Annotated in this window: 23 protein-coding genes and 1 tRNA gene; 9 read left to right on the top strand and 15 right to left on the bottom strand. The window is 73.1% G+C overall.

Annotation, left to right across the window (positions count from 1 at the left end; genetic code table 11):
• Positions 1-49 precede the first annotated feature (49 nt).
• The gene (locus ACZ56V_RS05655; protein WP_468939580.1) at positions 50-1,453 is read right to left on the bottom strand and encodes a coiled-coil domain-containing protein; all 1,404 of its coding nucleotides are present in this window, start codon (positions 1,451-1,453) and stop codon (positions 50-52) included.
• Positions 1,454-1,524: 71 nt separating this feature from the next.
• Entirely contained in the window at positions 1,525-2,295 is a 771-nt protein-coding gene (locus ACZ56V_RS05650) for a DUF4097 family beta strand repeat-containing protein (protein WP_468939577.1), read from the bottom strand.
• Positions 2,296-2,511: 216 nt separating this feature from the next.
• Here ACZ56V_RS05650 and ACZ56V_RS05645 point away from each other — a divergent pair.
• A tRNA-Val gene (locus ACZ56V_RS05645) sits at positions 2,512-2,586 on the top strand.
• A 149-nt stretch (positions 2,587-2,735) separates the two neighbouring features.
• Here ACZ56V_RS05645 and ACZ56V_RS05640 read toward each other — a convergent pair.
• Positions 2,736-3,092 carry a hypothetical protein gene (locus ACZ56V_RS05640; RefSeq protein WP_467377817.1) on the bottom strand — a complete coding sequence of 119 codons (357 nt, stop codon included), beginning with the start codon at positions 3,090-3,092 and terminating at the stop codon, positions 2,736-2,738.
• A gap of 302 nt (positions 3,093-3,394) precedes the next feature.
• On the opposite strand from ACZ56V_RS05640, the gene ACZ56V_RS05635 reads away from it, so the two are divergent.
• A complete protein-coding gene (locus ACZ56V_RS05635; protein WP_356368619.1) occupies positions 3,395-3,628 on the top strand; it encodes a DUF2277 domain-containing protein in 234 nt (77 codons plus the stop codon).
• Between the two features lie 134 nt (positions 3,629-3,762).
• Here ACZ56V_RS05635 and ACZ56V_RS05630 read toward each other — a convergent pair whose 3' ends face one another.
• The 4 genes from ACZ56V_RS05630 to ACZ56V_RS05615 all read right to left on the bottom strand — a co-directional run bounded on the left by ACZ56V_RS05630 (position 3,763) and on the right by ACZ56V_RS05615 (position 7,812).
• Positions 3,763-4,437 (bottom strand): DedA family protein, encoded by a 675-nt coding sequence (locus ACZ56V_RS05630; RefSeq protein ID WP_198601298.1) that lies wholly within the window; start codon positions 4,435-4,437, stop codon positions 3,763-3,765.
• 225 nt (positions 4,438-4,662) lie between these two features.
• Positions 4,663-5,124: a DoxX family protein gene (locus ACZ56V_RS05625; protein ID WP_356368624.1), complete on the bottom strand. Its 462-nt coding sequence runs from the start codon at positions 5,122-5,124 to the stop codon at positions 4,663-4,665.
• A gap of 291 nt (positions 5,125-5,415) precedes the next feature.
• Entirely contained in the window at positions 5,416-7,077 is a 1,662-nt protein-coding gene (locus tag ACZ56V_RS05620; protein ID WP_468939571.1) for an alkaline phosphatase D family protein, read from the bottom strand.
• A 90-nt stretch (positions 7,078-7,167) separates the two neighbouring features.
• Positions 7,168-7,812, bottom strand: a complete 645-nt coding sequence (locus ACZ56V_RS05615) for an HNH endonuclease family protein (protein ID WP_398914135.1) — start codon at positions 7,810-7,812, stop codon at positions 7,168-7,170.
• 454 nt (positions 7,813-8,266) lie between these two features.
• On the opposite strand from ACZ56V_RS05615, the gene ACZ56V_RS05610 reads away from it, so the two are divergent.
• Complete coding sequence (locus ACZ56V_RS05610) at positions 8,267-8,848, top strand: TMEM165/GDT1 family protein (protein ID WP_398914133.1); 582 nt, start codon at positions 8,267-8,269, stop codon at positions 8,846-8,848.
• A 158-nt stretch (positions 8,849-9,006) separates the two neighbouring features.
• On the top strand, positions 9,007-9,669 hold the full coding sequence (locus ACZ56V_RS05605; RefSeq protein ID WP_398914131.1) for an HAD-IA family hydrolase: 663 nt from the start codon (positions 9,007-9,009) through the stop codon (positions 9,667-9,669).
• A gap of 62 nt (positions 9,670-9,731) precedes the next feature.
• Here the strand turns inward: ACZ56V_RS05605 and ACZ56V_RS05600 are convergent, their stop codons facing one another.
• A complete protein-coding gene (locus ACZ56V_RS05600; protein WP_468939567.1) occupies positions 9,732-10,931 on the bottom strand; it encodes a peptidoglycan-binding domain-containing protein in 1,200 nt (399 codons plus the stop codon).
• Positions 10,932-11,123: 192 nt separating this feature from the next.
• On the opposite strand from ACZ56V_RS05600, the gene ACZ56V_RS05595 reads away from it, so the two are divergent.
• Positions 11,124-13,187, top strand: coding sequence for an MDR family MFS transporter (locus ACZ56V_RS05595; RefSeq protein ID WP_467383312.1), 2,064 nt, complete (start codon positions 11,124-11,126; stop codon positions 13,185-13,187).
• 54 nt (positions 13,188-13,241) lie between these two features.
• Here the strand turns inward: ACZ56V_RS05595 and ACZ56V_RS05590 are convergent, their stop codons facing one another.
• Complete coding sequence (locus tag ACZ56V_RS05590) at positions 13,242-13,742, bottom strand: GNAT family N-acetyltransferase (RefSeq protein WP_398914127.1); 501 nt, start codon at positions 13,740-13,742, stop codon at positions 13,242-13,244.
• Between the two features lie 164 nt (positions 13,743-13,906).
• Here ACZ56V_RS05590 and ACZ56V_RS05585 point away from each other — a divergent pair, with 164 nt between their 5' ends.
• Complete coding sequence (locus tag ACZ56V_RS05585; RefSeq protein WP_468939564.1) at positions 13,907-14,584, top strand: hypothetical protein; 678 nt, start codon at positions 13,907-13,909, stop codon at positions 14,582-14,584.
• 4 nt (positions 14,585-14,588) lie between these two features.
• On the top strand, positions 14,589-15,290 hold the full coding sequence (locus ACZ56V_RS05580; protein ID WP_468939561.1) for a hypothetical protein: 702 nt from the start codon (positions 14,589-14,591) through the stop codon (positions 15,288-15,290).
• 10 nt (positions 15,291-15,300) lie between these two features.
• Here the strand turns inward: ACZ56V_RS05580 and ACZ56V_RS05575 are convergent, their stop codons facing one another.
• Entirely contained in the window at positions 15,301-15,708 is a 408-nt protein-coding gene (locus ACZ56V_RS05575; protein WP_467383116.1) for a DnaJ family domain-containing protein, read from the bottom strand.
• 81 nt (positions 15,709-15,789) lie between these two features.
• On the opposite strand from ACZ56V_RS05575, the gene ACZ56V_RS05570 reads away from it, so the two are divergent.
• A complete protein-coding gene (locus tag ACZ56V_RS05570) occupies positions 15,790-16,188 on the top strand; it encodes a hypothetical protein (RefSeq protein ID WP_467383118.1) in 399 nt (132 codons plus the stop codon).
• 13 nt (positions 16,189-16,201) lie between these two features.
• On the opposite strand, the gene ACZ56V_RS05565 is transcribed toward ACZ56V_RS05570, so the two are convergent.
• Positions 16,202-16,873 carry an O-methyltransferase gene (locus ACZ56V_RS05565; RefSeq protein ID WP_398914121.1) on the bottom strand — a complete coding sequence of 224 codons (672 nt, stop codon included), beginning with the start codon at positions 16,871-16,873 and terminating at the stop codon, positions 16,202-16,204.
• A 132-nt stretch (positions 16,874-17,005) separates the two neighbouring features.
• Positions 17,006-18,394, bottom strand: coding sequence for a glycine betaine/L-proline transporter ProP (gene proP, locus ACZ56V_RS05560; protein WP_468939556.1), 1,389 nt, complete (start codon positions 18,392-18,394; stop codon positions 17,006-17,008).
• A gap of 419 nt (positions 18,395-18,813) precedes the next feature.
• Between proP and ACZ56V_RS05555 the strand changes: the two genes are divergently transcribed.
• Positions 18,814-20,913: a bifunctional glycosyltransferase 87/phosphatase PAP2 family protein gene (locus ACZ56V_RS05555; RefSeq protein WP_468939553.1), complete on the top strand. Its 2,100-nt coding sequence runs from the start codon at positions 18,814-18,816 to the stop codon at positions 20,911-20,913.
• On the opposite strand, the gene ACZ56V_RS05550 is transcribed toward ACZ56V_RS05555, so the two are convergent.
• From ACZ56V_RS05550 to ACZ56V_RS05540, 3 genes are all read right to left on the bottom strand, one after another.
• On the bottom strand, positions 20,867-22,522 hold the full coding sequence (locus ACZ56V_RS05550) for a hypothetical protein (protein ID WP_468939550.1): 1,656 nt from the start codon (positions 22,520-22,522) through the stop codon (positions 20,867-20,869). The two genes, ACZ56V_RS05555 and ACZ56V_RS05550, sit on opposite strands and share 47 nt — an antisense overlap.
• A gap of 96 nt (positions 22,523-22,618) precedes the next feature.
• The gene (locus tag ACZ56V_RS05545) at positions 22,619-22,891 is read right to left on the bottom strand and encodes a DUF397 domain-containing protein (protein WP_468939547.1); all 273 of its coding nucleotides are present in this window, start codon (positions 22,889-22,891) and stop codon (positions 22,619-22,621) included.
• A complete protein-coding gene (locus tag ACZ56V_RS05540; protein WP_398914112.1) occupies positions 22,851-23,699 on the bottom strand; it encodes a helix-turn-helix domain-containing protein in 849 nt (282 codons plus the stop codon). The genes ACZ56V_RS05545 and ACZ56V_RS05540 overlap by 41 nt, the downstream gene beginning before the upstream one ends.
• Between the last annotated feature and the right edge of the window lie 85 nt (positions 23,700-23,784).

Here is a 23,784-nt window from a genome sequence, read left to right as displayed (position 1 = left end):
CAAGGGGCCTGGTCGCCCGATGAAGCCCCGTTCGGGCCGGTCCCGGTGATCAGTGCCCGGCACCGCGTTCCTCGCGGATCTGCGTGACCACGTGGGCCACCGTCTGCCGGACCGCTTCCGTCTCCGTCAGGAAGTGCCAGTAGTCGGGGTGCCGGCCCTCCAGCGTGGTGATCGCCCGTTCCAACCGGGCCACGGCGTCGTCCAGGGGACGCGCATGACGGGGCTCGGGAGTGTTGCGCCCGGCCATGGCCAGGCGCTGGGCGTCGCGGATCGCGAAGCGGGTGCGCTCGATCTCCTGCTGCGGGTCCTTCTGGACGGCGTTCAGCCGCCGCAGCCGGTCGCCGGCCGCCGAGACGGCCTCGTCGGTCGAGTTCAGCAGCGCTCGTACCGTCGACAGCAGGGCGGTGGCGTCGGGCCAGCGCTGCTCGTCGCGGGCGGTCCGCGCCTCGGCCAGCTTCCGCTCGGCCTGCCGGACCGATTCGGCAGCCTGCTCCGGCACGTGCTGGAGGTCCTGCCAGCAGGCGGCGGTGAACCGGCGCCGCAGTTCGCTGAGCACCGGCTCCACCTGTTCGGTCCGGGTGGTCAGCGCCTCGGCGCGGGTGCGCAGGGAGACCAGGCGGTGGCCGATCTCGGCGGCGCGCTCGGGCAGCCGTTCCGCCTCGGCGCGGACCGCCTCGGCCTCACGGGTGACCCGTTCGGCCCGCTCGAGCGTCTGGGGCACTCCGTGCTGTCCCGCGCCCTGGTTCAGCCGGGTCAGCTCCGGACCGAGGGCGGCGAGACGGGTGGCGAGGTCGTCCGCCTTCAGTCCGGAGCCACGCGCGGCGTCCAGGGCGTTGGAGGCGGCGAGCAGGGCCTGCCGGGCGCGCTCGACGGCAGGTGCCAGCCGGGCCAGCTGGGTCTCGGCCTTGCCGAGGAGGGGGCCGAGGCCCTCGGCGAAGCGGTCCAGTTCCTGTTTGACCCGGCCCAGCTCGGTCTTGGCGGCGGTGAGTTCGGTGCGGGCGCGGGAGGCGGCCGAGGCCTCCAGGTCGTCCCGGTCCAGGTCGTGGGCGTCGACGGCGCTGATGTACTGGTGGCTGACCTCGTCGATGCGCCGGCCCAGCGCCTCGAAGTCGGAGACCGCGCGCCGGGCGGCGGGGGAGGAGTCGACGGCCGCGATCGTCTCTATCGAGATCCGCAGGTCCCGCTGGGCGGTGTCCAGTTCGTAGAAGGCGGCGGCCGCGTCGTCCTTCGCGGTCTGGGCCTCGGCCCGCTGGCTCTCGGCCCGCCCGCCGAACCAGCGCCGGGTACCGCCCCCGGCGAACGCCGCGGGCACCGCCAGCACGGCGAGCAGGGGCAGACCCATCAGGGTGAGCGCGTCACGGACCGCGCCCCTGCGGCGCCGGCGGGAGCGGTGCGGCAGGCGCTGGGCGCGCGCCACCATCGGCGAGTACGGCTGCGATGGTGTCGCCGTCACATCCCTCTCCCGTGTCGTCCGTCCTGCCCGGGTTCATTCTCCCACCCGTTGGGGACGAACACACGGGCCGGTCAGTTCGCGGTTCGGACGGTGATTCTGCCGTCACCGGACCGGGCGTCGATCACATGCGCGCTGGTGTCGTCGGTGGGCACGGACACGTCGACCGAGCCGTCACCGGTGTCGGTGGACACCTTGTACGTGGCCCGGGGCAGCGAGATCGTCACGGAGCCGTCGCCGGAGCGGGACTCCACCTGGTCCGGGACGGCGCCGAGCTCCAGGCGGACCGAGCCGTCGCCGGTGTGCGCCCGCACCTGGCGAGAGGTGACCGCGGCACGTACGGAACCGTCGCTGGTACGCAGTTCCAGCGGCCCGGAGGAGTCGGTGACGTGCACGGAGCCGTCGCCGGTACGGATGTTCAGCGCGTCCTTGAACCCGCTCGCCCGCACGCTGCCGTCCCCGTCCTTCACCTTGACGGCGACGCCGCGCGGCACCTCGACGCGGTGCTTGGCCGCGCAGTCGGCGACCACACCGGAGCAGTGCATCCGCAGCACCAGCCGGTCGCCGTCCATCTTCCAGGTCACCTCGGGATCCGAGCCGACCGCGACCGACCCGGAGAACCACCGGGTGACCTCGATCTTCCCGGACGCGTGGTCGTCCGAGGCGACGATCTCCAGGGCGGAGTCGTCGGAGTCGACGGTGAGCGTGCGGCCCTGGAGGGCGAAGGACCGGTGCTCGGGGTCCTTGTCGTCCGAGGCGGAGGCGCAGGAGCTCAGGCCCGCGACGAGAACGACGACGGCGCCGGCGGCGGCGAACGCGCGGACGGGAACGGTACGGGCGGGCATGACGGTCTCCCCCTGGGACGGACGACGAGGTGCCGCACCCGGGGCCTTCCGCGGTGGGCGGAGAGCTGCTCGATGAGGCTCTTCGACCGTACGGAGCACAGGCCCCCGGCGGGATCCGGGCCGCTACCGGATCGGGGGTGGGGTTAACCCCCGGAGCGCGGCGCCAACGCGTTTGCAGAGCCGCGCCCCGGGCCATGTAGGCTGTCGACTCGTCCTGGGTGCGTAGCTCAGGGGTAGAGCGCCTGCCTTACAAGCAGGATGTCGGCGGTTCGAAACCGTCCGCGCCCACCAGGACCGGCACCGTCGCCGGTGCGTAAGGCCCCCGGAGATCTTCCGGGGGCCTTACGCGTGCGGTCGTTCCCCGCGCGTCCTCGAACGCCTCGGCGGGCGCGGCGGTGGCGCGTCGACCGTGCTCACGCGTCCTGCCCGGGTGACGCCCCTCAGGCGTCCCCGGGCGGGGACTCCGGCAGCGCTGCCTCCTGGGCGTGTTTCAGCTCCGATCGGGCACTCACCTGGTCGGGGCCGGTCATCTCCGACCAGTAGCGATGGGTGCTGACGAACACGGCCAGCTCGCGCTCGCGCCGACGGAGCTTCTCGACCTCGGCCTGCTCGTCCTCCGACCAGCCGGGGGAGGCCGGGCGCTCGACCTTCCGCCAGCCGTTGTCGTCGCTGAACCCGTCGAGCGGCTCGACAGACCAGGGAAGTCTCTTCAACAGGGCCGACAGCTCGGCCCGGACCTGATGCAGTTCCTCCTGACCGGCGAGGAGATCACTGGGGAAATCATAGGTCGTAGCCACGTGCCAATGATACGCCTGTTCGATTTTGAGGCGCGCGTTCCCTTCAGTGGTTCACGCGAACGAGTGGCCCCGCGGCCCGGCCCCGCTGTCAGACCCCTGCCCTACCGTGAAAGGGACGGCGTGGAGGATCGGGTCCCACCGGTATCTGCACGCCTTTCCGGGCGTGGACCACGCCGCTTCCGACGCGGTCTGCCGAGGAGGCGGGTTCACGCTGCTCGGGCAGGTCGATTCCGAGTATCCGAAGGGCCACTGGAGCAGGTCGAACGACTGGCGGGTGGACCTGGAGAGGGGAGACTGACGTCATGTGCCGCAGCATCAAGACCCTGCGTCCGCCCGTGCTGGCCGAGGAGGCCACCGAGGACGAGATCAGGGCCGCCGCCCTTCAGTACGTACGCAAGGTCTCCGGATTCCGCGCGCCGGCCGCGCACAACCAGGAGGTCTTCGACCGCGCCGTCGAGGCCGTCGCCGAGGCCACGTCCGAGCTGCTGGCCGGCCTGGAGATACGGGGAGGCGCCGGAGCGCGACGGGCTTCCTGACGCCGGGCGGGGAGTCCGCACGGCCCGCGGCCCGGGCCGTCGCTACGAGGCTGGTGGCGCTGCCAGGCTTGCAGCGCCGCGAGACCTCCCTGCCACGAGGCGTCCCCGCCCCAAGACCTCCGCCGCCAGCGGGGCTACGACGCCTCCGTCGTCCGGGGCTGGCGGCGCATCAGGTACGCCGCTCCGGCCCCCGCGCCGAACAGCGCCACCAGCGACACGCCCGTCGCCAGCCAGGTCGTGCCTAGCCACTGGCCGCCGAAGTAACCGAGGGCGACGCTGTACGCGGCCCAGGCCAGTCCGGCCAGCGCCGACCAGGGGAGGAACTCGCGGATCCGGCGATGCGCCGCGCCGGCGACGAGCGAGACGACCGAGCGGCCGGCCGGGGCGAAACGGGCCAGGACGACGAGGGCACCGCCGCCGCGGGCCAGCGCCCCGCCGAGACGTTCCTGCGCGGTGGTCAGCCGCCGGGAACGGGCGATCGCGCGGTCCAGCCGTGCCCCGCCGCGCCAGGCGAGGCGGTAGACGGCCAGGTCGCCGACGACGGAGGCGGTCGCCGCGCAGAGCGTGAGGACGAGGATGTCGGGAACGTCCTGCGGGACCCGCCCGGCTGCCGCCGCTCCCGACCCCGCGGCCGCCGCCGTCGCCGCCGTGATCACGAGGACCCCGCTGGGCAGCACCGGCAGGAAGATGTCGAGGAGCACCGAAACGGCCACCAGCGCATAGATCCATGGGCTGCTGACCAGCGACCCGATACTTCCCAGACCTTCGACCACCACAACTCCCCGATATTCCCCCGTGGGCCGGGCCATGCCGCGAGACGCGGGGACGGCAGGAGCGACCGATGACAGCCATACAGCGTACGCCCGGGGTGTGACAGAGGGTTCACAGGGGGCTTGTGTGATCGACGCACGGCGTTCACACGTACGACAGCGGTGCCTCCACGTCCGGGCGGCACCGCTGTCGCGTCCTGCGGGAGGGGCCGTGGGGAGCCGGGGGCGGAAACCCGGAGTCCCGGAAAGCCCGTGGCGGTCCGGTCAGGCCGCGACCGGCGTCTGCCGCTCCGGGGCGGACTCCTCCCGCTCGGCCGTGCGCCGGGCGAGGAGCCGGTCCAGGCCGAAGGCGCCGGAGCCGGTGAAGGCGAGCAGCAGGAAGGCCCAGCAGAACATGACGGAGGCCTCGCCGCCGTTCTCCATCGGCCACAGGGCGCCCGGCTGGTGCACCTTGAAGTACGCGTAGGCCATGGAGCCGGAGGAGATGACCGCCGCCGCCCGGGTGCCGAGGCCCAGCAGGACGAGGCCGCCGCCGACCAGCTGGATCACGGCCGCGTACCAGCCCGGCCAGGTGCCGGCGTCGATCGTGCCGCCCGATCCCGCGGCGCCGCCGAGGACGCCGAAGAGGGAGGCGGCGCCGTGGCAGGCGAAGAGCAGGCCGACCACCATGCGGAACAAGCCGAGTACGTAGGGCTGGGCGCTGGCGCTGTTGAGGGGTCCGGGCATGGGGGAGTGCTCCTTCGGTCGGCCGGCCGGGGCGGGCCGGTGGGGGACGGAACCGAGTGGGCTGCCCACGTTAGGTGAGCCTAATGAGTGCTTGCAAGTTCAACATTTCGCCATAGCCTGACGTGCAGTCACCTGCCCGCCGTTGTCCCCGGGCCAGGTGGGAGCGCTCCCACGCTCGCGGCGCGACCCGCGGACGTGACTCAATTCATACCCCGCCCCGCCCCCGTCCCATGCCGGACGAGCCGGTCCCCTGCCGGACAGGTGTCCGGCAGGGGACCGGCTCGTCCGCGGCTACGTCAGCTCCCGGTCCGTGACCGTCCGCAGCACGGTCGTACCGTCCCGGCGCGCCCGGGCCTGTTCCAGCCGCAGCCGCGCCGAGCGCCCCCGCAGGGTCAGCGTCATGATCTGGTTGCCGAACCAGGGCCCGCCCGTCCGGCGCCAGCTCACCGACGGGGGCGCGCAGCGTCCGTGCCGGGCGATCCGCCGTCCGAGGGCACGCGCCGGGGCGCTCCAGCCGAAGCGGAAGCCGAGGCGGATCGAGAGCGGCACGGAGTTGTGGACGGGGGAGCAGGTCAGCTGGGCCACCCGCGCGTCGGGTGCCCGCCCCGGCCACGAGGGCTCGGCCACGTAGGCGTGGTGGACGTCGCCCGAGAGCACGCTCACCGTCGCGGGTGCCCCCGGCCCGGTACCGGCCTCGGCGATCAGGTCGCCGAGGGCGTCGAAGGACGAGGGGAACGCGGACCAGTGCTCCAGGTCGGCCCCGCGCCGTACCCGTTCCCCGAGCCGCGCCCAGCGCGCGCCCCGTTCGCCGCCGCACATCGCGGCGTTCCACGCCTCCACGTCGTGCACCAGGTGGGGCAGCAGCCAGGGCAGGGAGGTGCCGATCAGCAGGTGGTCGTACGCGCCACGGCCGTCGCCGTCCCCGCCCTCGTCCCGCCCGTCCAGGACCTGTTCGCGCAGCCACGCGGCCTCGCCCGGGTCGAGCATGGAACGGCGGTCCTCGTCCAGGACGCGGGCCGCGCGGGAGTCGACCATCAGGAGCCTGGTGCGCCCGAAGTCGCGCCGGTAGCTCCAGCGGACCGAGGCCGGATCGGCGTCGGCCCGTGCGGCGAACTCCCGCAGGGCGCCGGTGCCGTCGGGCGCTTCGCGGACGGCCGTGTACAGCGGGTCGGCGGCCAGTTCGTCCGGGGAGAGGTTGCCCAGCTGCTGGTACACCCAGTACGACATCAGCCCGCTCAGCAGCCGCTCCTGCCACCAGTCGGTGGCCCGCATGTCGGCGAGCCAGGCGGCGGAGGTGTTCCAGTCGTCGATGACGTCGTGGTCGTCGAAGATCATGCAGCTGGGCACGGTGGACAGCAGCCAGCGCACCTCGGGGTCGAGCCAGGACTCGTAGTAGAGGCGGGTGTACTCCTCGTAGTCGGCGACCTGGTCGCCGGGAGGTCGCTCCAGGTCGCGGCGGCCGGCGATCCACCGGCGCGTGGCGTCGGAGACCTCGTCGGCGTACACCTGGTCGCCGATCAGCAGCAGCACGTCGGGGCGGGCGCCCCCGGGGTCGGCCGCGACGCGGGCGGAGAGGGTGTCCAGAGCGTCCGGGCCCACCGGGTCCTTGCCGCCGGCCGGTGGCGCCGCCCAGCGGCAGGAGCCGAAGGCGACGCGCAGGCCGTCCTCGTCCGTGGGTGTGGCGATCACCGAGGGCGGGAAGCGGGAGTCCGGCAGCGGCCACACGGGCGTGCCGTCGAGGAACACCTCGTACTCCGTCGCCGTACCGGGGGTCAGGCCGCCGACCGGCACCAGGGCGTAGTGGTGGTCCGCGATCCGGAAGCTGGGGGCCGTGCCGCGGGCGCCGTCGGCGCAGCGCACCTCGGCCGTGCAGGGGCCGTCCGTCTCGACCCAGACGGTCGCGCGGGAACCGTCGGTGTACCTCAGCAGTGGCCCCAGGCGCAGTTCCGCCATGATGATCCTCTCCTTTGTCGCCCCGTACGGTACGGGGCGACAAAGGCCGGTGGGGAGGGCCCGCGCCGAACGGACGGCGGGCGGGGGGCGTCAGCAGTTCGCGAGATAGCCCTGCAGGGCGGACTTCTCCGCCGAGTCGACCGAGAGGTCGTAGTAGTACTTCACCTGCACCCAGGCGCGCACGTACGTGCAGCGGTAGGCGCTGCGCGAGGGCATCCAGGTGGCCGGGTCCTGGTCGCCCTTGGCCTGGTTGACGTTGTCGGTGACGGCGAGGAGCTGGGGCCGGGTCAGGTCGTTGGCGAAGGACTGCCGCCGCGAGGTGGTCCAGGAGTCGGCACCGGAGTCCCACGCCTCGGCGAGCGGCACCAGGTGGTCGATGTCGACGTCGGCGGAGGCGGACCAGGTGGCGCCGTCGTAGGGGGAGTACCAACTGCCGCTGGTGGCGGCGCAGGCGGAGTCGGTGACGACGTTCGTGCCGTCGCGCTTGAGGACCGTCTCGCGGGTGTTGCAGGTGCCCGACTGCGTGATCCAGTGCGGGAAGAGGTCGCGGTCGTAGCCGGTGCGGTCCTCGGTGGCCACCGTGAGGGAGGCGAGGTAGGTGCGGGCGGTGGCCGCGCTGACCGGGGTGGGGAGGGCGGCGGAGGCGGCCGGGCCGTTGAGGAGCCCGGCGGAGGCTATGAGTCCGGTGAACGCGGCGAGGAAACCGAGCCGTCGACGCGCGTAGAACTTCGGCATGCGAACTCCCTTTGGGTGTGGGGGTGTTGGGGCGCGGGCAGGGGAATGCTCGCGACGCCGCATGGCGTACGGGTGTGCGGACGGTTAGAAGTTAGTGACGTGTGCATGGCACGTCTAGAAGTGCGGCGAGACTCGTGACACGAGTCGGGCGGAGCGGCGGCGGGACCTTCGGCCCTCGGCGCCGCCCGGGGGTTCGCGTACTATGGACGGCGCAGAAGGGGAGTAGCTCTTCGCCGGACCGTCGACATACTGCTCAGCTCGTCTGAGCCGGCGCCCGGAGGCAGGCCTCGTGCGCGGGGCCGGCCAGCGAGACCTTCGGCCAGCAGTGCACGCCCGTGCCGTACGGCAGGGGTGGATCCGTGTGCTGCCGTGCCGAGGTGTCGCGTGTCGCGGGGATCGTGAGGTCCGCGCAATCAGCACTCTCGGTGGGGTGGCCCCGACCGATTGAGGAATCTTGATCAGCCTGACCGTGACGGCGCTCGTCTTCGGTGTCGTCTTCCTCGCCGAACTGCCCGACAAGACCGCGCTCGCCGGCCTCGTCCTCGGCACCCGCTACCGCGCCTCGTACGTCTTCGCGGGCGTGGCCGCCGCCTTCCTGCTGCACGTGGTGCTCGCGGTCGCGGCCGGCAGCGTGCTGACCCTGCTGCCCCAGCAGATCGTGCACGCGGTGACCGGGGTGCTGTTCCTGGGCGGCGCCGCCGTGCTGCTGATGAAGAAGGACGACGAGGACGAGGAGGTCCGCAAGCCGCGGGACCAGTCCTTCTGGAAGGTCGCCGGGGCGGGATTCATGCTCATCCTGGTCGCCGAGTTCGGTGACCTGACGCAGATCATGACGGCCAACCTCGCGGCCCGCTACGACGACCCGCTCTCCGTCGGCCTCGGCGCGGTGCTCGCGCTGTGGGCGGTGGCCGGGCTCGGCATCGTCGGTGGAAAGGCCCTGATGAAGCGGGTGCCGCTGGGGCTGATCACGAAGATCGCGGCGGTGCTCATGCTGGGTCTCGGCGTGTGGAGCCTGTGGGAGGCGATCGCCGGCTGAGCGGCGGGCGCCGGGTTTCGGCGCTTCCGGTCGGCGGGCGCCGGTGGCGCGAACCCCGGTCTGTTTTGTACCGTGGATGAACAAAGTGGCTCCCGCCCGCTCTCCCTGACCGGCGGGCGGGGCCGCCTTGTTCCCTCCCCGCGCCTTGGAGTCTGCCAATGACGGCCACCACCACCGTTCTGCCCGCCCGCGCCCTGCTGCTCGACATGGACGGCACCCTCGTCAACTCGGACGCCGCCGTGGAGCGCGTCTGGCGGCGCTGGGCCGACCGGCACGGGCTGGACGGCGACGAGGTCATGAAGGTCGTCCACGGACGGCAGGGCTACGCCTCGATGGCGCTGCTGCTGCCCGACCGGCCCATGGAGCAGAACCACGCCGACAACGCGCGCATGCTCGCCGAGGAGACCGCCGACACCGAGGGCGTCGTCGCGATCCCCGGCGCGTCGGACTTCCTCGCCTCGCTGCGCGGTCTGCCGCACGCCCTGGTGACCTCGGCCGACGTGGCGCTGTCCACCGCGCGGATGGCCGCCGCCGGGCTCGCGCAGCCGGATGTCCGGGTCACCGCCGAGTCGGTCGGCGCGAGCAAGCCCGACCCGGAGGGCTTCCTCAAGGGCGCCGCCGAACTGGGCGTCGCCCCCGCCGACTGCGTCGCCTTCGAGGACTCCGGCGCCGGCATCGCGGCCGCGCGCGCCGCCGGGATGCGGGTCGTCGGGGTCGGCCCGCGCGCCGGGTTGCACGGGCCGGACGCGGTCGTGGAGGACCTGACGCGGGTACGGGTCGAGGCCGGCGCGGACGGCACCCTGCGCCTGCACATCGGCTGAGGGCGCCTGCCGGGCCCCTGGGTCCGCACATCGGCTGACGCAGCCCGCCGAGGACCCCGGCCCTACGGCTCCCGCGTCTCGGACTCCAGCCTGCGGCGGGTGTCCGGGCCGTAGACGCCGGCCCCGTCGGTGCGTATGCCGCGCTCCCACTGGTACTGGCGGACGGCGTCCTCGACCTGGCGGTCGTAGTCGCCGTCGAGGTCGCCCCAGTACATCCACTTCTCTTTCAGGCGCTGCTGGAGTTCGACGACCTCCGGCCCCCGGTCGCCGCTCCGCAGTGTGGGGCCGCCGCCGGAGTCGCCGTCGTCCTCGGACTCCTGCGAGGCGTCGACGTCCGGCGCGGTCGTGCTGTGCGTCGGCTCGGCCGACCGGGACGGTGTGGGCGAGGCGCTCGACGCCGACGGGGACGGTGAGGCCGAAGCGCTCGCCTCGCCCGACGGGGAGGCGGACGCGGAGGTCGAGGGGGACGAGGAGGGCGAGGGCGCGGCGGACGACGCGCTCGGTTCCGCGCTCGGCGCGGCCTCGCTGGTCGACGGGTCCGGCACGCTCGCCCGGACCTCGTCCGGCAGCGCCCCGTCCCGCGACGGGGTGTCGTACGAGAACAGCCCGCTCGCGAATCCCGCCGCGCCGATCACGACCACGACCGCTCCGGCGGCACTCAGCAGTACGCCCTTGCGCCGCCTCCGCGGTGGCCGGCCGCCCCCGCCCGAGTCGCCCGTCCCCGGGTCCGCCCGGGGGAGGGGTGCGGTGGCGGAGGTCTCGAACAGGCGCAGGTCGTGCGCGCTGGGCGAGCCGGCCGACGGGGCCAGGGGCGTCGGCAGGGCGGAGGTCGCCTCCGTGCCCCCGTCGGGCGAGCCGGCACCGGAAGCGGCTGCGGAACCCGCACCGGCACCGGAACCCGCACCGGCTCCGGCGTCGACGGCCCGCAGCGCCATGGTGGCGTCCGGGTCGGACCCCGGCGACGCGGACTCCGTGGGGGGCGCGGGCGACGCGGGCGCGTCAAGGTGCTCCGCGGGCCCGCCGGACGCGTCGGGTGCTTCCGGGGCCTCCCCGGCCCCGTCCAGCTCGACGTACGGCCGTATGCGCAGCGGGTCGAAGTCCTCCGCCGCCGCTGCCTGGGCCGTGCGGGCGTCGCGCAGGGCGTCGGACGCCCTGGTGCCGCAGGCGCAGGACGGGGTGTTGTCCGCCGCCCTGGGTGTGCCGCACTCCGGGCACGAGGCCCCCGCAGGCCGCTCCTGCGACGGCTCCTTGTGCTGATCCACGCGTTCGTCCCTCCCCTCGCGACTCCCCTCGCGAACTCCAGAGATTATGCAGATCTTCTCCACACTTCGGCGCACACGCCCCCGGAATGTCGGCTTCCTGGAGGACTGAAACGGCCATAACCGGTCACACCGACCGGGATGGGCAGTGCGCGTCGGCACCCCGTGAGGGTCATGACACCTGTGGAGGTCGCGATGGCCGAAGATGTGCGCGAGGCGAGGGAGCCGGACCCGGCGGGGCCCGCGGCACCGGGGGAGCGGGAGCAGGTCTCCAGCGGCGTACTCGTCTCCATCGGAGCCCTGCTCCTCGGCATGCTGCTCGCCGCGCTCGACCAGACCATCGTGTCGACGGCGCTGCCGACCATCGTCAGCGACCTGGGGGGCCTGGAGCACCTGTCCTGGGTGGTCACCGCCTATCTGCTGGCGGCCACCGCGGCGACCCCGCTGTGGGGCAAGCTCGGCGACCAGTACGGGCGCAAGAAGCTGTTCCAGCTGGCGATCGGGATCTTCCTGGTCGGTTCCGCGCTGTGCGGCATCGCGCAGGGCATGTCCGAGCTGATCGCCTTCCGCGCCCTCCAGGGCCTGGGCGGCGGAGGGCTGATGGTGCTGTCGATGGCGATCGTCGGCGACCTGGTGCCGCCCCGCGAACGAGGCCGCTACCAGGGGCTGTTCGGCGCGGTCTTCGGTGCGACCAGCGTGCTCGGACCGCTGCTCGGCGGGGTCTTCACCGAGCACCTCAGCTGGCGCTGGGTCTTCTACATCAACCTGCCCATCGGCGTCGTCGCGCTCGCCGTGATCGCGGCGGTCCTGCACATCCCGCGCCGCACCACCCGGCACGTCATCGACTACCTCGGCACCCTCCTCATCGCCTCCGTCGCCACCTGCCTGGTACTGGTGGCCTCGCTCGGCGGCACGACCTGGGCCTGGGGCTCCCCGCAGATCATCGGCCTCGCGGTGCTCGCGGTCGTCCTGGCCGCCTGCTTCGTGGCCGTGGAGCGCAGGGCCGCCGAGCCCGTCCTGCCCCTCAAGCTCTTCCGCGTCCGCACCTTCACGCTCTCCGCCGTCATCAGCTTCGTCATCGGCTTCGCGATGTTCGGCGCGATGACGTACCTGCCGACGTTCTTGCAGGTCGTGCGGGGTGTCACGCCCACCATGTCCGGTGTGTACATGCTGCCGATGGTGTTCGGCCTGCTGCTGTCGTCGACCGTCTCCGGGCAGATCGTCAGCCGTACCGGCCGCTGGAAGGTGTTCCCCGTCGCGGGCACCGCCGTCACCACCCTCGGACTGCTCCTGCTGCACCGGCTCGACGAGCACAGCTCCACCGCCGAGGTGAGCGCCTACTTCTTCGTCTTCGGCCTGGGACTCGGCCTGGTGATGCAGGTCCTCGTCCTCATCGTGCAGAACGCCGTCCCCTACGAGGACCTGGGCGTCGCCACCTCCGGCGCGACCTTCTTCCGGTCCATCGGCGCGTCGTTCGGCGTGGCCATCTTCGGCACGGTCTTCGCGAGCCGCCTCGGCACCCAGCTCACGGACGCCTTCCGGGGCGCCGCCCTGCCGCCCGGCGTCTCCGTGGACACCCTCAAGGCCGACCCGCGCGGCATCGGCGCCCTGCCGCCCGCGCTGCGCCCCGGGGCGATCCACGCCTACGCCTCCTCCATCACCGACGTCTTCCTGTACGCCGCCCCCGTCGCCCTCGTCGCCTTCCTGCTGGCCTGGTTCCTCAAGGAGGACAGGCTGCGCGGCTCGGTCACGGCGCCGGACGCCACCCAGACCCTCGCGAGCAACCCGGTGGAACGCTCCTCGCACGACGAGGTGTGCCGTGCCCTGTCGGTCCTCGGCACCCGGGAGGGCCGCCGGGAGATCTACCGCCGGATCACCGCGCGCGCGGGCTACGACCTGCTGCCCGCGTCGAGCTGGATGCTGCTGCGGGTCAGGAAGTACGGCCGGGTCGAGCCGGCCCAGCTCGCGGAGCGCAGCCCGGTCCCGCTGGCCACCGTGATGGCCGCCGCCCGCCAGGTCGAGGAGCGGCACCTGGCCGTCCGCGAGGGCCCCGACCTGGTCCTCACCGGCCGGGGCCGCGAGGTCGCCGAACGGCTGGCGCTGGCCCGCGAGGACTCGCTCGCCGAGCTGCTCGGCGACTGGTGGGGCCCGGACCGCCCGACCGACCTGGTGCGGCTGGTGCGGGAACTGACCGGCGAACTGTGCGGCTCGGAGCGGGAGCGCCCGCACGAGGGTCGTACGCCCGCACGGGCGGGCTGAGCGCTCCCGGGAGCCGCCGGGAGCCCGCCGACGAGCCCTGTTCCGAGAGCCGTCTCAGGACTCCTGGCGCAGCGCCTTGCGGAACCAGTGCTCGGCGTACGGACTGTCGTTGTACGCCTCGGTCTCGGTGTAGCCGAGGCGTGCGTACAGGGCGCGGGCCTCGACGAGGTCGCCCCGGGTGTCGAGGACCATGCGGCGGGCCCCGAGCGCCCGTGCCGCGTCCTCGGCGGCCCGTACGAGCAGCGCCGCGCCGCCCCGGCCGCGCATCGCGCCGTACAGGAACACCCGGGTCAGCTCGGCGGTGGTGTCGTCCAGCAGCCGTACGCCCGAGGTGCCGGCCGGTTCACCGCCGTAGCGCGCGACCAGCAACTGCCCCCGGGGAGGCACGAGATCGGCGCCGGGATACGCGGCGATCTCCCGCTCCAGCTCGGCCGGGTCGGTGGAGCGCCCCTCGTACAGCTGGTACCAGCGGTCGCTCACCTCCGTGTAGTACGCACGCCAGAGGGCGGTGGCTACGGGGGAGTCGTACGGTTCCGGGGCGACGGTCCAGGTCATGACGGGCATGGTCGGCAGGGACCGGTGCGGTGGGCAAGCGTATTTTCCCACCGGTGTGCCGTCGGCGCACCCGGTGCGCCGTTTGAGCCCGGACTGCGGGGCAACACGAACGGCGAACCGGCCCGCTCGGAGAGCCGGCAGGCCGAAGAACCCGGAAGGCACTCATGTCCACAGGCGTGATCATCGCTTTGATCGTGATCGTGGCGGCCGTGCTCGCCGTCGCGGCCGTTCTTGCCCTGCGCGCACGGGGCCCCCAGCACGGCGGAAGCCTGAAGCGGCGCTTCGGGCCCGAGTACGACCTGGCCGTGGCCCGGCACGACGGCGACACCAAGGCCGCGGAACGGGAACTGGCCGAACGGGTGCGGCGACACGGGTCGCTGCGCACCCGGCCCCTGGAGCCCGCCGAGCGCGAGAGCTTCGAGGCGCGCTGGGCCGCGGCCCAGGAGCGCTTCGTCGACTCCCCGCGCGAGGCGGTCGGCGAGGCGGACCGGCTGCTCGCGGAACTGGCCGCCGCGCGGGGCTTCCCGGACGGCGGCCAGTACGAGGAGCAGCTCACGGCGCTGTCCGTGCACCACGCCCACCATGTCGAGGGCTACCGCCGTGTGCACCGCGTGACGCACGCGCGCGCGGACGAGGCGCAGGGCGGCGGTGCGGGCACGGAGGAGATGCGCGCGTCCATGGTCGAGGCCCGCGCGCTGTTCGAGGCCCTGGTACGCACGGGCCGCCACGACGCCGGGCGGCAGCGGACCGGTACGGAAGCCGGTGAACCGGCTCCCGCCGCCCCCGCATCCCACGAGCCCCACACGTGGTCGCTCGGCAAGCGCCGACCGAAGGAGAGCTGAAGCGATGCCCGACATGGCAGGCAAACCCCGCCGCGACACCGCGGTCGAGCCCGGCACCACCGCCGAGCCCCAGCCCGGCACCACCGCCGAACCCCAGCCCGGCACCACCGCCGAGCCCGGCACGACCGCTCGGCGGGGCGACCCCGGCCGGTCCGGCGCCGCGGCTGGCGCCCGGTCCGAGCCCGGGATCACCGCCGAGCCCGAGCCCGCGATCACCGCTGAGCCCGGCACCACCGCCGGGCCCCGGCCCGGCACGTCCGCTCGGCGCGGCACCACCGCCGGACCGGGCGCCGGGACTACCGCCCGGTCCGAACCCGGGGTGGTCACCGCCGAGCCCGAGCCCGGGAGCACCGCCGCAGCACCCCCGGCGGCCACCCCGGTGGACGCTTCCGCGTCCACCTCCGCCCCCGCGGCGGCCGTCGGGCCGCTCCTGCCGGCCGATGAGCTGGACCGGCTCGGTGAGCGGCTGCACCGTGCGGTGGCCGGGTTCGTCGACGCGCCACGCGCTTCCGTCGAGGAGGCCGACCGCGTCCTGGAGGAGGTCGCCGCCCGCTTCACGGACGCCGTGACCCACCACCGCCGCACCCTGCGCACCGCCTGGCAGGAGGCCGGGCCGGACAGCGGCGCGCCGAGTACGGACACCGAGCAGCTCCGCCTGGCCCTGCGGGACTACCGCGAGCTGGCGGACCGCCTGATGCGCGTGTGAACCACGGGCGTCACCCCGCCGCCCGGCCCTCCCGCCACCGCCGTACGACCTCTTCGACGTCGTAGGGCTTCAGACCCAGCGGAGGGCCGGGCGGCGGCTTGAACATGACGTCGCGGATCTTGACGTTGATCTCCTCGACGATGCGGCGGACCACCCGCTCCGACGGCGCCTTCGCCGCCGCCTCCAGGGCGTCCTCCGCCTCCTTGCGCAGGGCCAGCGTGGGCGGCAGCACGGAGAAGCCCTCGCGGGCCAACTTCCGCTTGACCCACCACAGTTCGTCGTAGGTGCTGTCCATCTCGCTGGGCAGGGGCTTGCCCACGCCGGGCAGGTCGGCGAACTCGCCGCGGGCTTCGGCGTCCCGAATCTGTTTGTCGACCCAGGACTCGAAGTCGACGCCGGGTGGCTTTCGCTCGGTCATGACCCCATTGTGCCGGACACCACTCCACCGGTCGATCTATCATGCGGCGGCGACAAGCCAACGGACCCGAAGGAGCGCACCGTGCTCGAACTCACCATGGCCGCCGTCTCCGCGGCGGACGCGGGCGCCACGGCCGGCATGCAGATGGCCGACGCGCCCAGCGAGCCGGACGCGGTGCTGCGGGTGGGCAGGGACAGGTCCGTGTGCCGGCTGTCGACGCCGGACGACTGGCTGTTCGTCTCCCGGGTCCACCTGGAGTTCCGGTGCGGCCCGGACGGCACCTGGCGGCTGACCTGGCTCCGCGGCTCCCAGCCGGACCCCTCCTGCGAGGTCCGGCTGACCGTCGCCGGACACGCGCAGGCGCAGCCCATGACGTACGGCGGCACCGTGCCGCTGCCCAGGGGCGGCAGCGGCGAGGTGGTGGTCCAGGACCGCGCGGAGCCGCGCAGCGTCAACGTCGGCTTCTACCACGAGGTGTAGGCCCGGCCCGCGTTCAGGGCAGCACGCGCGCCAGCGCGAACCCGTCGTACCCCTTGCCGCCGACCGTCTGGAGCGCGGTGCCGCTGAGCCGGGGGTGGCCGCCGATCAGCTCGATGGCGGCGCGGGTGCCGCGCACGTCGTCGGCACTGTCGTCGGCGTCGGCCACCCGGCCGCCGCGGACCACGTTGTCGAGGACGATCAGGCTGCCGGCGCTGGTGAGTCTGAGCGCCCACTCGAGGTAGTGCGGGTTGTTGCCCTTGTCGGCGTCGATGAAGACCAGGTCGAAGGGCGGCGGGTTCTCGTCGGCGAGCTTCGGCAGGGACTCCAGGGCCGGGCCCACGCGTACGTCGACGAGGGCGTCGAGGCCGGCCCGGGCGATGTTGCGGACGGCGACCTCCGCGTGCCGGGCGTTGTACTCCAGCGTGACCAGCCGGCCGTCGGCGGGCAGGGCGCGGGCCAGCCAGATGGTGCTGTAGCCGCCGAGGGTGCCGATCTCCAGGACGGTGCGGGCGCCCTGGAGCTGGGCGAGGAGCTGCAGGAGCTTGCCCTGGTTGGCGGTGACGTTCACCGGCGGCAGCCCGGCGGCGTCACTCTCCCTGCGGGCGGCCGCCAGGGCCTCGTCGTCGGGTGCGAGGTGGCTGATGAAGTAGGTGTCGACGTCGTCCCAGAGCTGCGACTCGCTCATGCGGGGCCTCCTGCGGCAACGGTGCGGCGGGAGAGGAGTCCCGCTCTTCCGCAAGTCTGACCCATCACCCCGGCCGTCGGGCAGAGCGGCCCGGGGGCCGCGGCGAAGCGCGACGGTTCCGGCCGGTCCGGGCTACTCGCGTTCCTCGACCGCCGGTGCCGAGCCCGGCAGCGGGCGTCCCGCCGACTCCGTCATGAACCACACCGCCACGCCGCCGACCACGGCCGCGGCCATCATGTAGTAAGCGGGCATCATCATGTTGCCCGTCGCCCCGATCAGCGCCGTCACCACCAGCGGCGTCGTCCCGCCGAACAGGGACACCGAGACGTTGAAGCCGATCGACAGCGAGCCGTACCGCACCCGCGTCGGGAACAGCGCCGGCAGCGCCGACGGCATCGAGGCCGTGAAACAGACCAGCAGCAGGCCCAGCGCGGCCATGCCCAGCGCCACCGCGAGCAGGCTGCCCTGGCGGATCAGCAGCAGCGCCGGGACGGACAGCAGCAGGAAGCCCGCGCAGCCCGCGGCGATCACCGGCCGCCGCCCGACCCGGTCGGTCAGCGCGCCCGCGAACGGCTGGACGACCATCATCAGCGCCATCACGGCCAGCACCACCAGCAGCCCGTGCGTCTCGTCGTACTTCAGCTCGCTGGTCAGGTAGCTCGGCATGTACGACAGCAGCATGTAGTCGGTGACGTTGAAGACCAGCACCAGGCCGACGCAGAGCAGCAGCGCCCGCCACTGACCGGTGACCATCTCCCGCAGCGGCACCTTGCGCCGCGTCGTCTCTGCCTTCTCCACCTCGGCCGCGAACGCCGGCGTCTCCTCGAGGCGCATCCGCAGGTACAGCCCGACGATGCCCATCGGCCCGGCGATCAGGAACGGGATCCGCCAGCCCCAGGACATCAGGTCGCCGTCCGACAGCAGCGCCGTCATCAGCGTCACCAGACCGGCGCCGCCGATGTACCCGGCGAGCGTGCCGAACTCCAGCCAGCTCCCCAGGAACCCGCGCCGCCGGTCCGGCGCGTACTCGGCGATGAACGTGGACGCGCCCGCGTACTCACCGCCGGTGGAGAAGCCCTGCACCAGCCGCGCGGCCAGCAGCAGCACCGGCGCCCAGACACCGATCGTCGCGTACGACGGGATCAGGCCGATGGCGAACGTGCCCGCCGCCATCATGATCATCGTCACGGCGAGCACCTTCTGCCGCCCGACCCGGTCCCCGAGCGGACCGAAGACCATGCCGCCCAGCGGCCGGACCAGGAACGCCGCCGCGAAGGCGCCGAACGTGGAGAGCAGCTGCGCGGTCGGGTTGCCCGACGGGAAGAAGACCTTGCCCAGCGTCACGGCGATGTAGCTGTAGACGCCGAAGTCGAACCACTCCATCGCGTTGCCCAGCGCCGCCGCCTTGACGGCGCGCCTCACGAGCGCGGGATCGGTGGCGGTGGGCGCGCCGGCGGCACACGGGACGGGGACGGGGGCCGTACGGGACGGAGGAGCAGCGGCGACGGGGGCGGCCGACAAAACTACGCTCGCCTACTTTCGACGGGGACAGGGACGGAGGCGGGAACGCCACGACCCGCACGGCGGCGCTGTCGCCGGGCCGGAAAGAACCCGCGGCTCTCGGCCACGGGCGGAAAAGCGACCATAGGCGCTGATGCGCCGCTTACGCCCGGTATGCTTTTCGTTGCACACTGCACCAAAAAGGCGTCCACGCAGGGCACATGCGCGTGCCGCGCGCCGTCCGTCCACCCGCGAGCTGTGATCCTTCTCGCTCCCCGAAGCAAAAAGCGGGCGGCTGTCAGGTTGAGTGGGGGGTGCTCGCGTCCTCCTCCGGGGGTGGTGCGAGCCTCATAGGGTTCGCAGGGACGACACACCGCGTACACGAACGCGGTACGTACGGTACGTACGGACGTTACGAACGGGGCGGAGGCCGACGAGGCGTGGCGAATGCGGAGCACAGTGGGCGACCGGCGGAGTCCTTCGGAGCCTCGGCCGCCGACGCGACCAGAGCACGACTGCGCGTCGCACGCCTCGGCCTGTGGCTGATCGCCGCCGTCCTGGCCGTACGACAGGTGGCCGCGGTCCTCGGCACACCGCGCGGGGAACGGCTGACGGACCTGGAGACCTGGGTCGGCGAGCACGGCGTCCTGCACGTGGAGGGGTCCCTCTACGACTCCACGCAGTTCACCGGCACCCCGTTCGTCGGCCTGGTCCTCAAACCCTTCACCCGCGCCGCCGAGCAGGCCCTCGGCTGGGGCTGGACCTTCGGTTCGCTGCTGCTGGTCGTCGCCCTCGGCCTGGTCGCGGCCCGCGCCCTGCCCCGGCCGGTCGGACGCCGTACGGCGCTGCTGGCGGCGCCGGTCGCCATCAGCCTGCTGATGCTGTCGCTGCCGGTGCGCAACGCGTTCTGGCTCGGCCAGACCAGCATCATCCCGGTCCTCCTCGTCCTCCTCGGCTGCTTCGCCGTACGGGGGGCCCAGGGCGACCGCGTGGGCGGCGTGCTGATCGGTGTCGCCGCCGCCTTCCAGCCGACCGTCCTCCTCTTCGTCCCGCTGCTGTGGTTCACCGACCGCAGACGCGCCGCCGTGACGACCGGGATCACGTTCGTCGCCTGCACGGCCGTCGCCTGGGCGGCCATGGCGCACGACTCGTACACGTACTGGGTGCACCACATGGCCGGCGTCGGCCTGGGCGGCGAGGCCGACGACCTCGCCAACCAGTCGCTGCACGGCGCCCTGCTCCGCCTCGGCCTGAACGGTCCGCTGGAGATCGCCCTCTTCCTGCTGCTCGGCGCGGCCGTCGCCGTCCTCGCCCTGCGCCGCGCCGTGCGCTACGCCCGCGACGGCCAGCTGCTGCTCGCGGTCGCCGTCACCGGCTGCGCGGCCGTCGTCGTCTCGCCGGCCACCTGGCAGCACCAGCTGCTGTGGGTGCTGCCCGCGGTCGTCGGCCGGGTCGGCAAGCGGGCCTCCGACCGGCTGGTGTGGCCGGTCGCCGTCGTCCTGGTGATGACGCTGCCCGCGAAGATGATGCTGCCGAACATGGCCGCCCTGTACCCGCTGCGGGACAACGTCGTGCTGCTCGCCGCGCTGGCCGCCGCCGTCGCCGTGCCCTTCCTGCCGCGCACGTCGCCGTACTTCGGGACGCCGGTCCCGACGGCCTACGCGCCGCCGGTCCCGACCCGCTTCAAGCACGTCCCGCTGCTGCCGTTCCTGCGCCGGGTCCTCACCCGCCCCAACCTCCTCCTGGAGCTGCTCCTCATCCGGGTCACCTACGCCGCCTACTCCCAGGTCCGCCTCGCGGCGACCGGCGGCAGCAACTCGGCGGGCCGGGCGCGGGCCGAGGAGCACGGGACGCAGATCCTCGACATCGAGCGTTTCCTGCACATCGACATCGAGCACGCGATCAACCACGCGGTGGTCAAGGTCGGCTGGCTGCGGGACTTCTTCGACTTCTACTACACGTCGTTCCACTTCATCGTCCCGCTGACCGTCCTCGGCGTCCTGTACTGGCGCCGCCCGGTCGACTACCGCTGGGCCCGCGCCTCCCTGGGCTTCGCCACGCTGCTGGCCCTGGTCGGCTTCTGGCTCTACCCGCTCGCCCCGCCGCGGCTGATGCCGGGGCTCGGGATCATCGACACCGTGCACGGCGTGCAGGACTTCACGAAGCCGGACTACGGCACGCTGACGCACCTCACCAACCAGTACGCGGCGATGCCGTCGCTGCACTTCGGCTGGTCGCTGTGGTGCGGGGTGGTGATCGCGGTCATCGCGCCGAGGGTGTGGATGAAGGCCCTGGGCCTGCTCCACCCGCTCTTCACGGTCTCGGCGATCGTGGCGACCGGCAACCACTGGGTCCTGGACGCGGTGGGCGGCGCGGCGGTGGTCGCGGCGGGCTTCGGGCTGACGTACTGGTTCCAGGGGCCGCGGGCCAGGACGGTCACGGCGGCAGCGGCAGCGGCGACGACGAAGACGGCCCGGGAACCCGCGGCGGACGTCAGCAGTGACCCCCCGCCCCCGGCGAAGGACCGTACCGGGAGCTGATCCGGTACTCGCCCGGCGCCTCGACGGTCAGCCGGGTGAACTCGCCGTCCTGGGTGAGGCACCCGCCGTCGCTGCGCAGCCACGGCGACCAGGCGACCCGCACGGTCACCGCGCCGGGCTCCTCCACGCGCAGCACCAGGTCGGCGGGGGCGGTACTCACGACGGAGCCGGGCGCGGAGGCGAGCGGTACGGCGTCCCGCACCCGGAAGACCTGCCAGTGCGCGTCCCGCCAGACCTGCTCCAGCCACTCGGGCCGCAGCTCCGGGTCCCGCACGAGCGCCGCCTCGGCCTCGGCGGGGCCGTCCGGCTTGGCGGCCGGGAGGACGACGAAGCCCACCGCCCAGTGGTCGAGCCACTGCCGGTAGGTGGCCGCGGAGAAGGAGCCGTCGTAGAACAGGCGCCCGCGTTCCACGTCCAGCTGCCGGTTCCAGCCGCGGGCCAGGTTGACGTGCGGGGCGAGCAGGGTGGCCTCGCGGTGGTTGCGGGCGGGCACCACCTCCACCCGCGTGCGGTCGGCGCCGAGCCCCTCCAGGGCGTCCACGACACCGTCCGTCTCGGCGGCCCAGGCCGGCACGACGGTGGACACCTTCAGGTCGTCGACGGTCTTCTTGCCCACCCAGCCCGCGGAGTAGACGACCGCGACGGCCAGCAACCCCGACACCAGCCGCCGCGACCGGGCCGCGGTGAGCGCGGGAGGGGCGGAGAGCAGCGCGGCCAGCAGCACGGCGGGCGCGAACAGCTCCGCGAACCGCTCGACGTTCGTGCCGACCGGTGAGGCGATCAGATACGTCAGCACGGTCCCGAGCGCGTAAACGGCCCCGCTCCACCGGGCCACCCGCCAGGTGGACGGGGCCAGCACGGTGACGGCGAGGCCGAGCACGACCGGCGGCCATATTCGGGCGAACGGCATCGGCTGTTCCCCCGTGAAGGGGAAGAACAGCGTCGTCAGCCCGACCACGGCCGCCGGGGGTATGAGCAGCACGAGGGCGCGCCGCCAGTCTCGGACGAGCAGGAACGCGGCCCCGACCACGGCCAGGAACAGCCCGGCCACCGGCGAGGCCATCGTCGCCAGCGCCGCGTACCCGGCGGCGAGCCACGGCCGCCGCTCCCGCACCAGCGGCACGCAGGCGGCCAGCGCGAGGGCGACGCCGAGCGCGAAGGTGGCCCGGCCCGAGGCCACGTCGCACCACAGCGCGAGCGAGGCCAGCAGCGCGGGCCACACGGGCCTGCGCACCCCGCACCGCACCACCAGCACGGCCGCGAGCCAGGAGGCGGCGAGACCGGACACGACCGTGACCGTGCGCACGCCCAGCGCGGCCATCAAGTACGGGGAGATGACGCTGTAGTTGGCGGTGTGCATCCCGCCGTACCAGAACAGCCCGTACGCCGAACTCCCGTGCCCCGTCGCGAAGTCCGCCCACGCCTCCTGCGCGGCGAGGTCACCGCCGCCGGTGGCGAGAAACGCCCACCACACCGCGTACAGCGGGATGGTGGGCAGGGTCGCGAGCAACGGCACGCGATGCCGACGCCCGAAGCCGCGCAGGGCGTCGCTCGCGCGTCTGTCCCGTCGCCGTTCGGGCCGGAGGACGGTCAGTTCGGCAGGGACCACGGTCGAGGTTTCCGTTCGGCGTCATCGGGGTGCACGGCAGGGACACGTGCGAAGACGATAAATCGAACAGAAACGTTGACCTGGACCGGGGCCCGACTACTCGGCGGTGGCGGCCCAGCCGACGAAAGCGCTGAACGTGGCGGGGGCGAGCGTGAGGGTCGGGCCCGCCGGGGTCTTGGAGTCGCGTACGGCGACGGTGGCGGGCAGTTCGGCGACTTCGAGGCAGTTGCCGCCCTGGTCGCCGCTGTACGACGACTTGCGCCAGGCCAGCCGACCGAGCGGCGCGCACTCCACGCACTGGCCGCCCTGGTCGCCGCTGTAGCTGGACTTACGCCACTGGATCCCCGTCAGAGTCACGTTGCTCTCCATAGCGTTCCTCCATCAAGCGCCGGATCAGCTCCGCCGAGTCTCTGAGGGAGAGTGCGGATGCCTGGAGATGATCGTATCGGAGTGAGCAGTCCTTGACGGTGTTCGGGTTGGCGGTCGGATGCCCGCTGCCGTACCCCTCGGTGTAGATGATGGGCGGGTCGCCCGCGAAGCGGTAGACGTCGAATGAGCCTTGGAGTCCCGCGTGCGCGCCCGCAGAGTAGGGCAGGATCTGGACGTTGACCCGCGGGTTGGTTTCGAAGGTCAACAGGTGGGCCAGTTGCTCCCGCATGGTCTCCCGGCCGCCCATCTCCTGGCGCAGCGCGCACTCGCTCAGCACGGCCCAGAAGACCGGGGGTTCGTCCTTCTCGAAGATCTTCTGTCGCGCGATCCGCACTGATGTCCTATCGTCCAGGTTGCTCTGGTCCAGCACCCCGAGGACGGCACGCGCGTAGGCCTCGGTCTGGAGGAGACCGTGGACCATGTGCGTGTCGAACGAATAGATCTCCGTGGCCCGTGCCTGCAACTCGGCCACTTGTTGAAACCAGGCCGGTACCTGGCTGCGCATCACCAGGTCGACGAGTCGGGACAGTAACCCTCCCGTGCCCAGTGCCGCGTCGACGCGCTCGCTGAACTCCGGCGTCGGGACCTTCCTCGCCGTCTCGATCTGGCCCACCAGGGAGCCGGTGTAATTGACGATGTCGCCGAGCTGCCGCTGCGTGAGCCCGGCGGCCTCTCGGTGGCGCCGTAGCTCGAAGCCGTAGTAGTCGAGCGGCGAGGCGCCGGGGTCGAGGACGTTGATGTGGGTCATGCGAAGAGCCCCCTCTCGCACAACTCGGTCCACGGCGGGACCGGTTGTATCCGTTCGGTAGCTCACGGTAGTCGCCCGACGTCAG

This window comes from Streptomyces sp. NPDC034099, assembly GCF_055575415.1.
The sequence above is the reverse complement of the archived record's forward strand: the minus strand, read 5'-3'. Positions and strand labels throughout refer to the sequence as shown.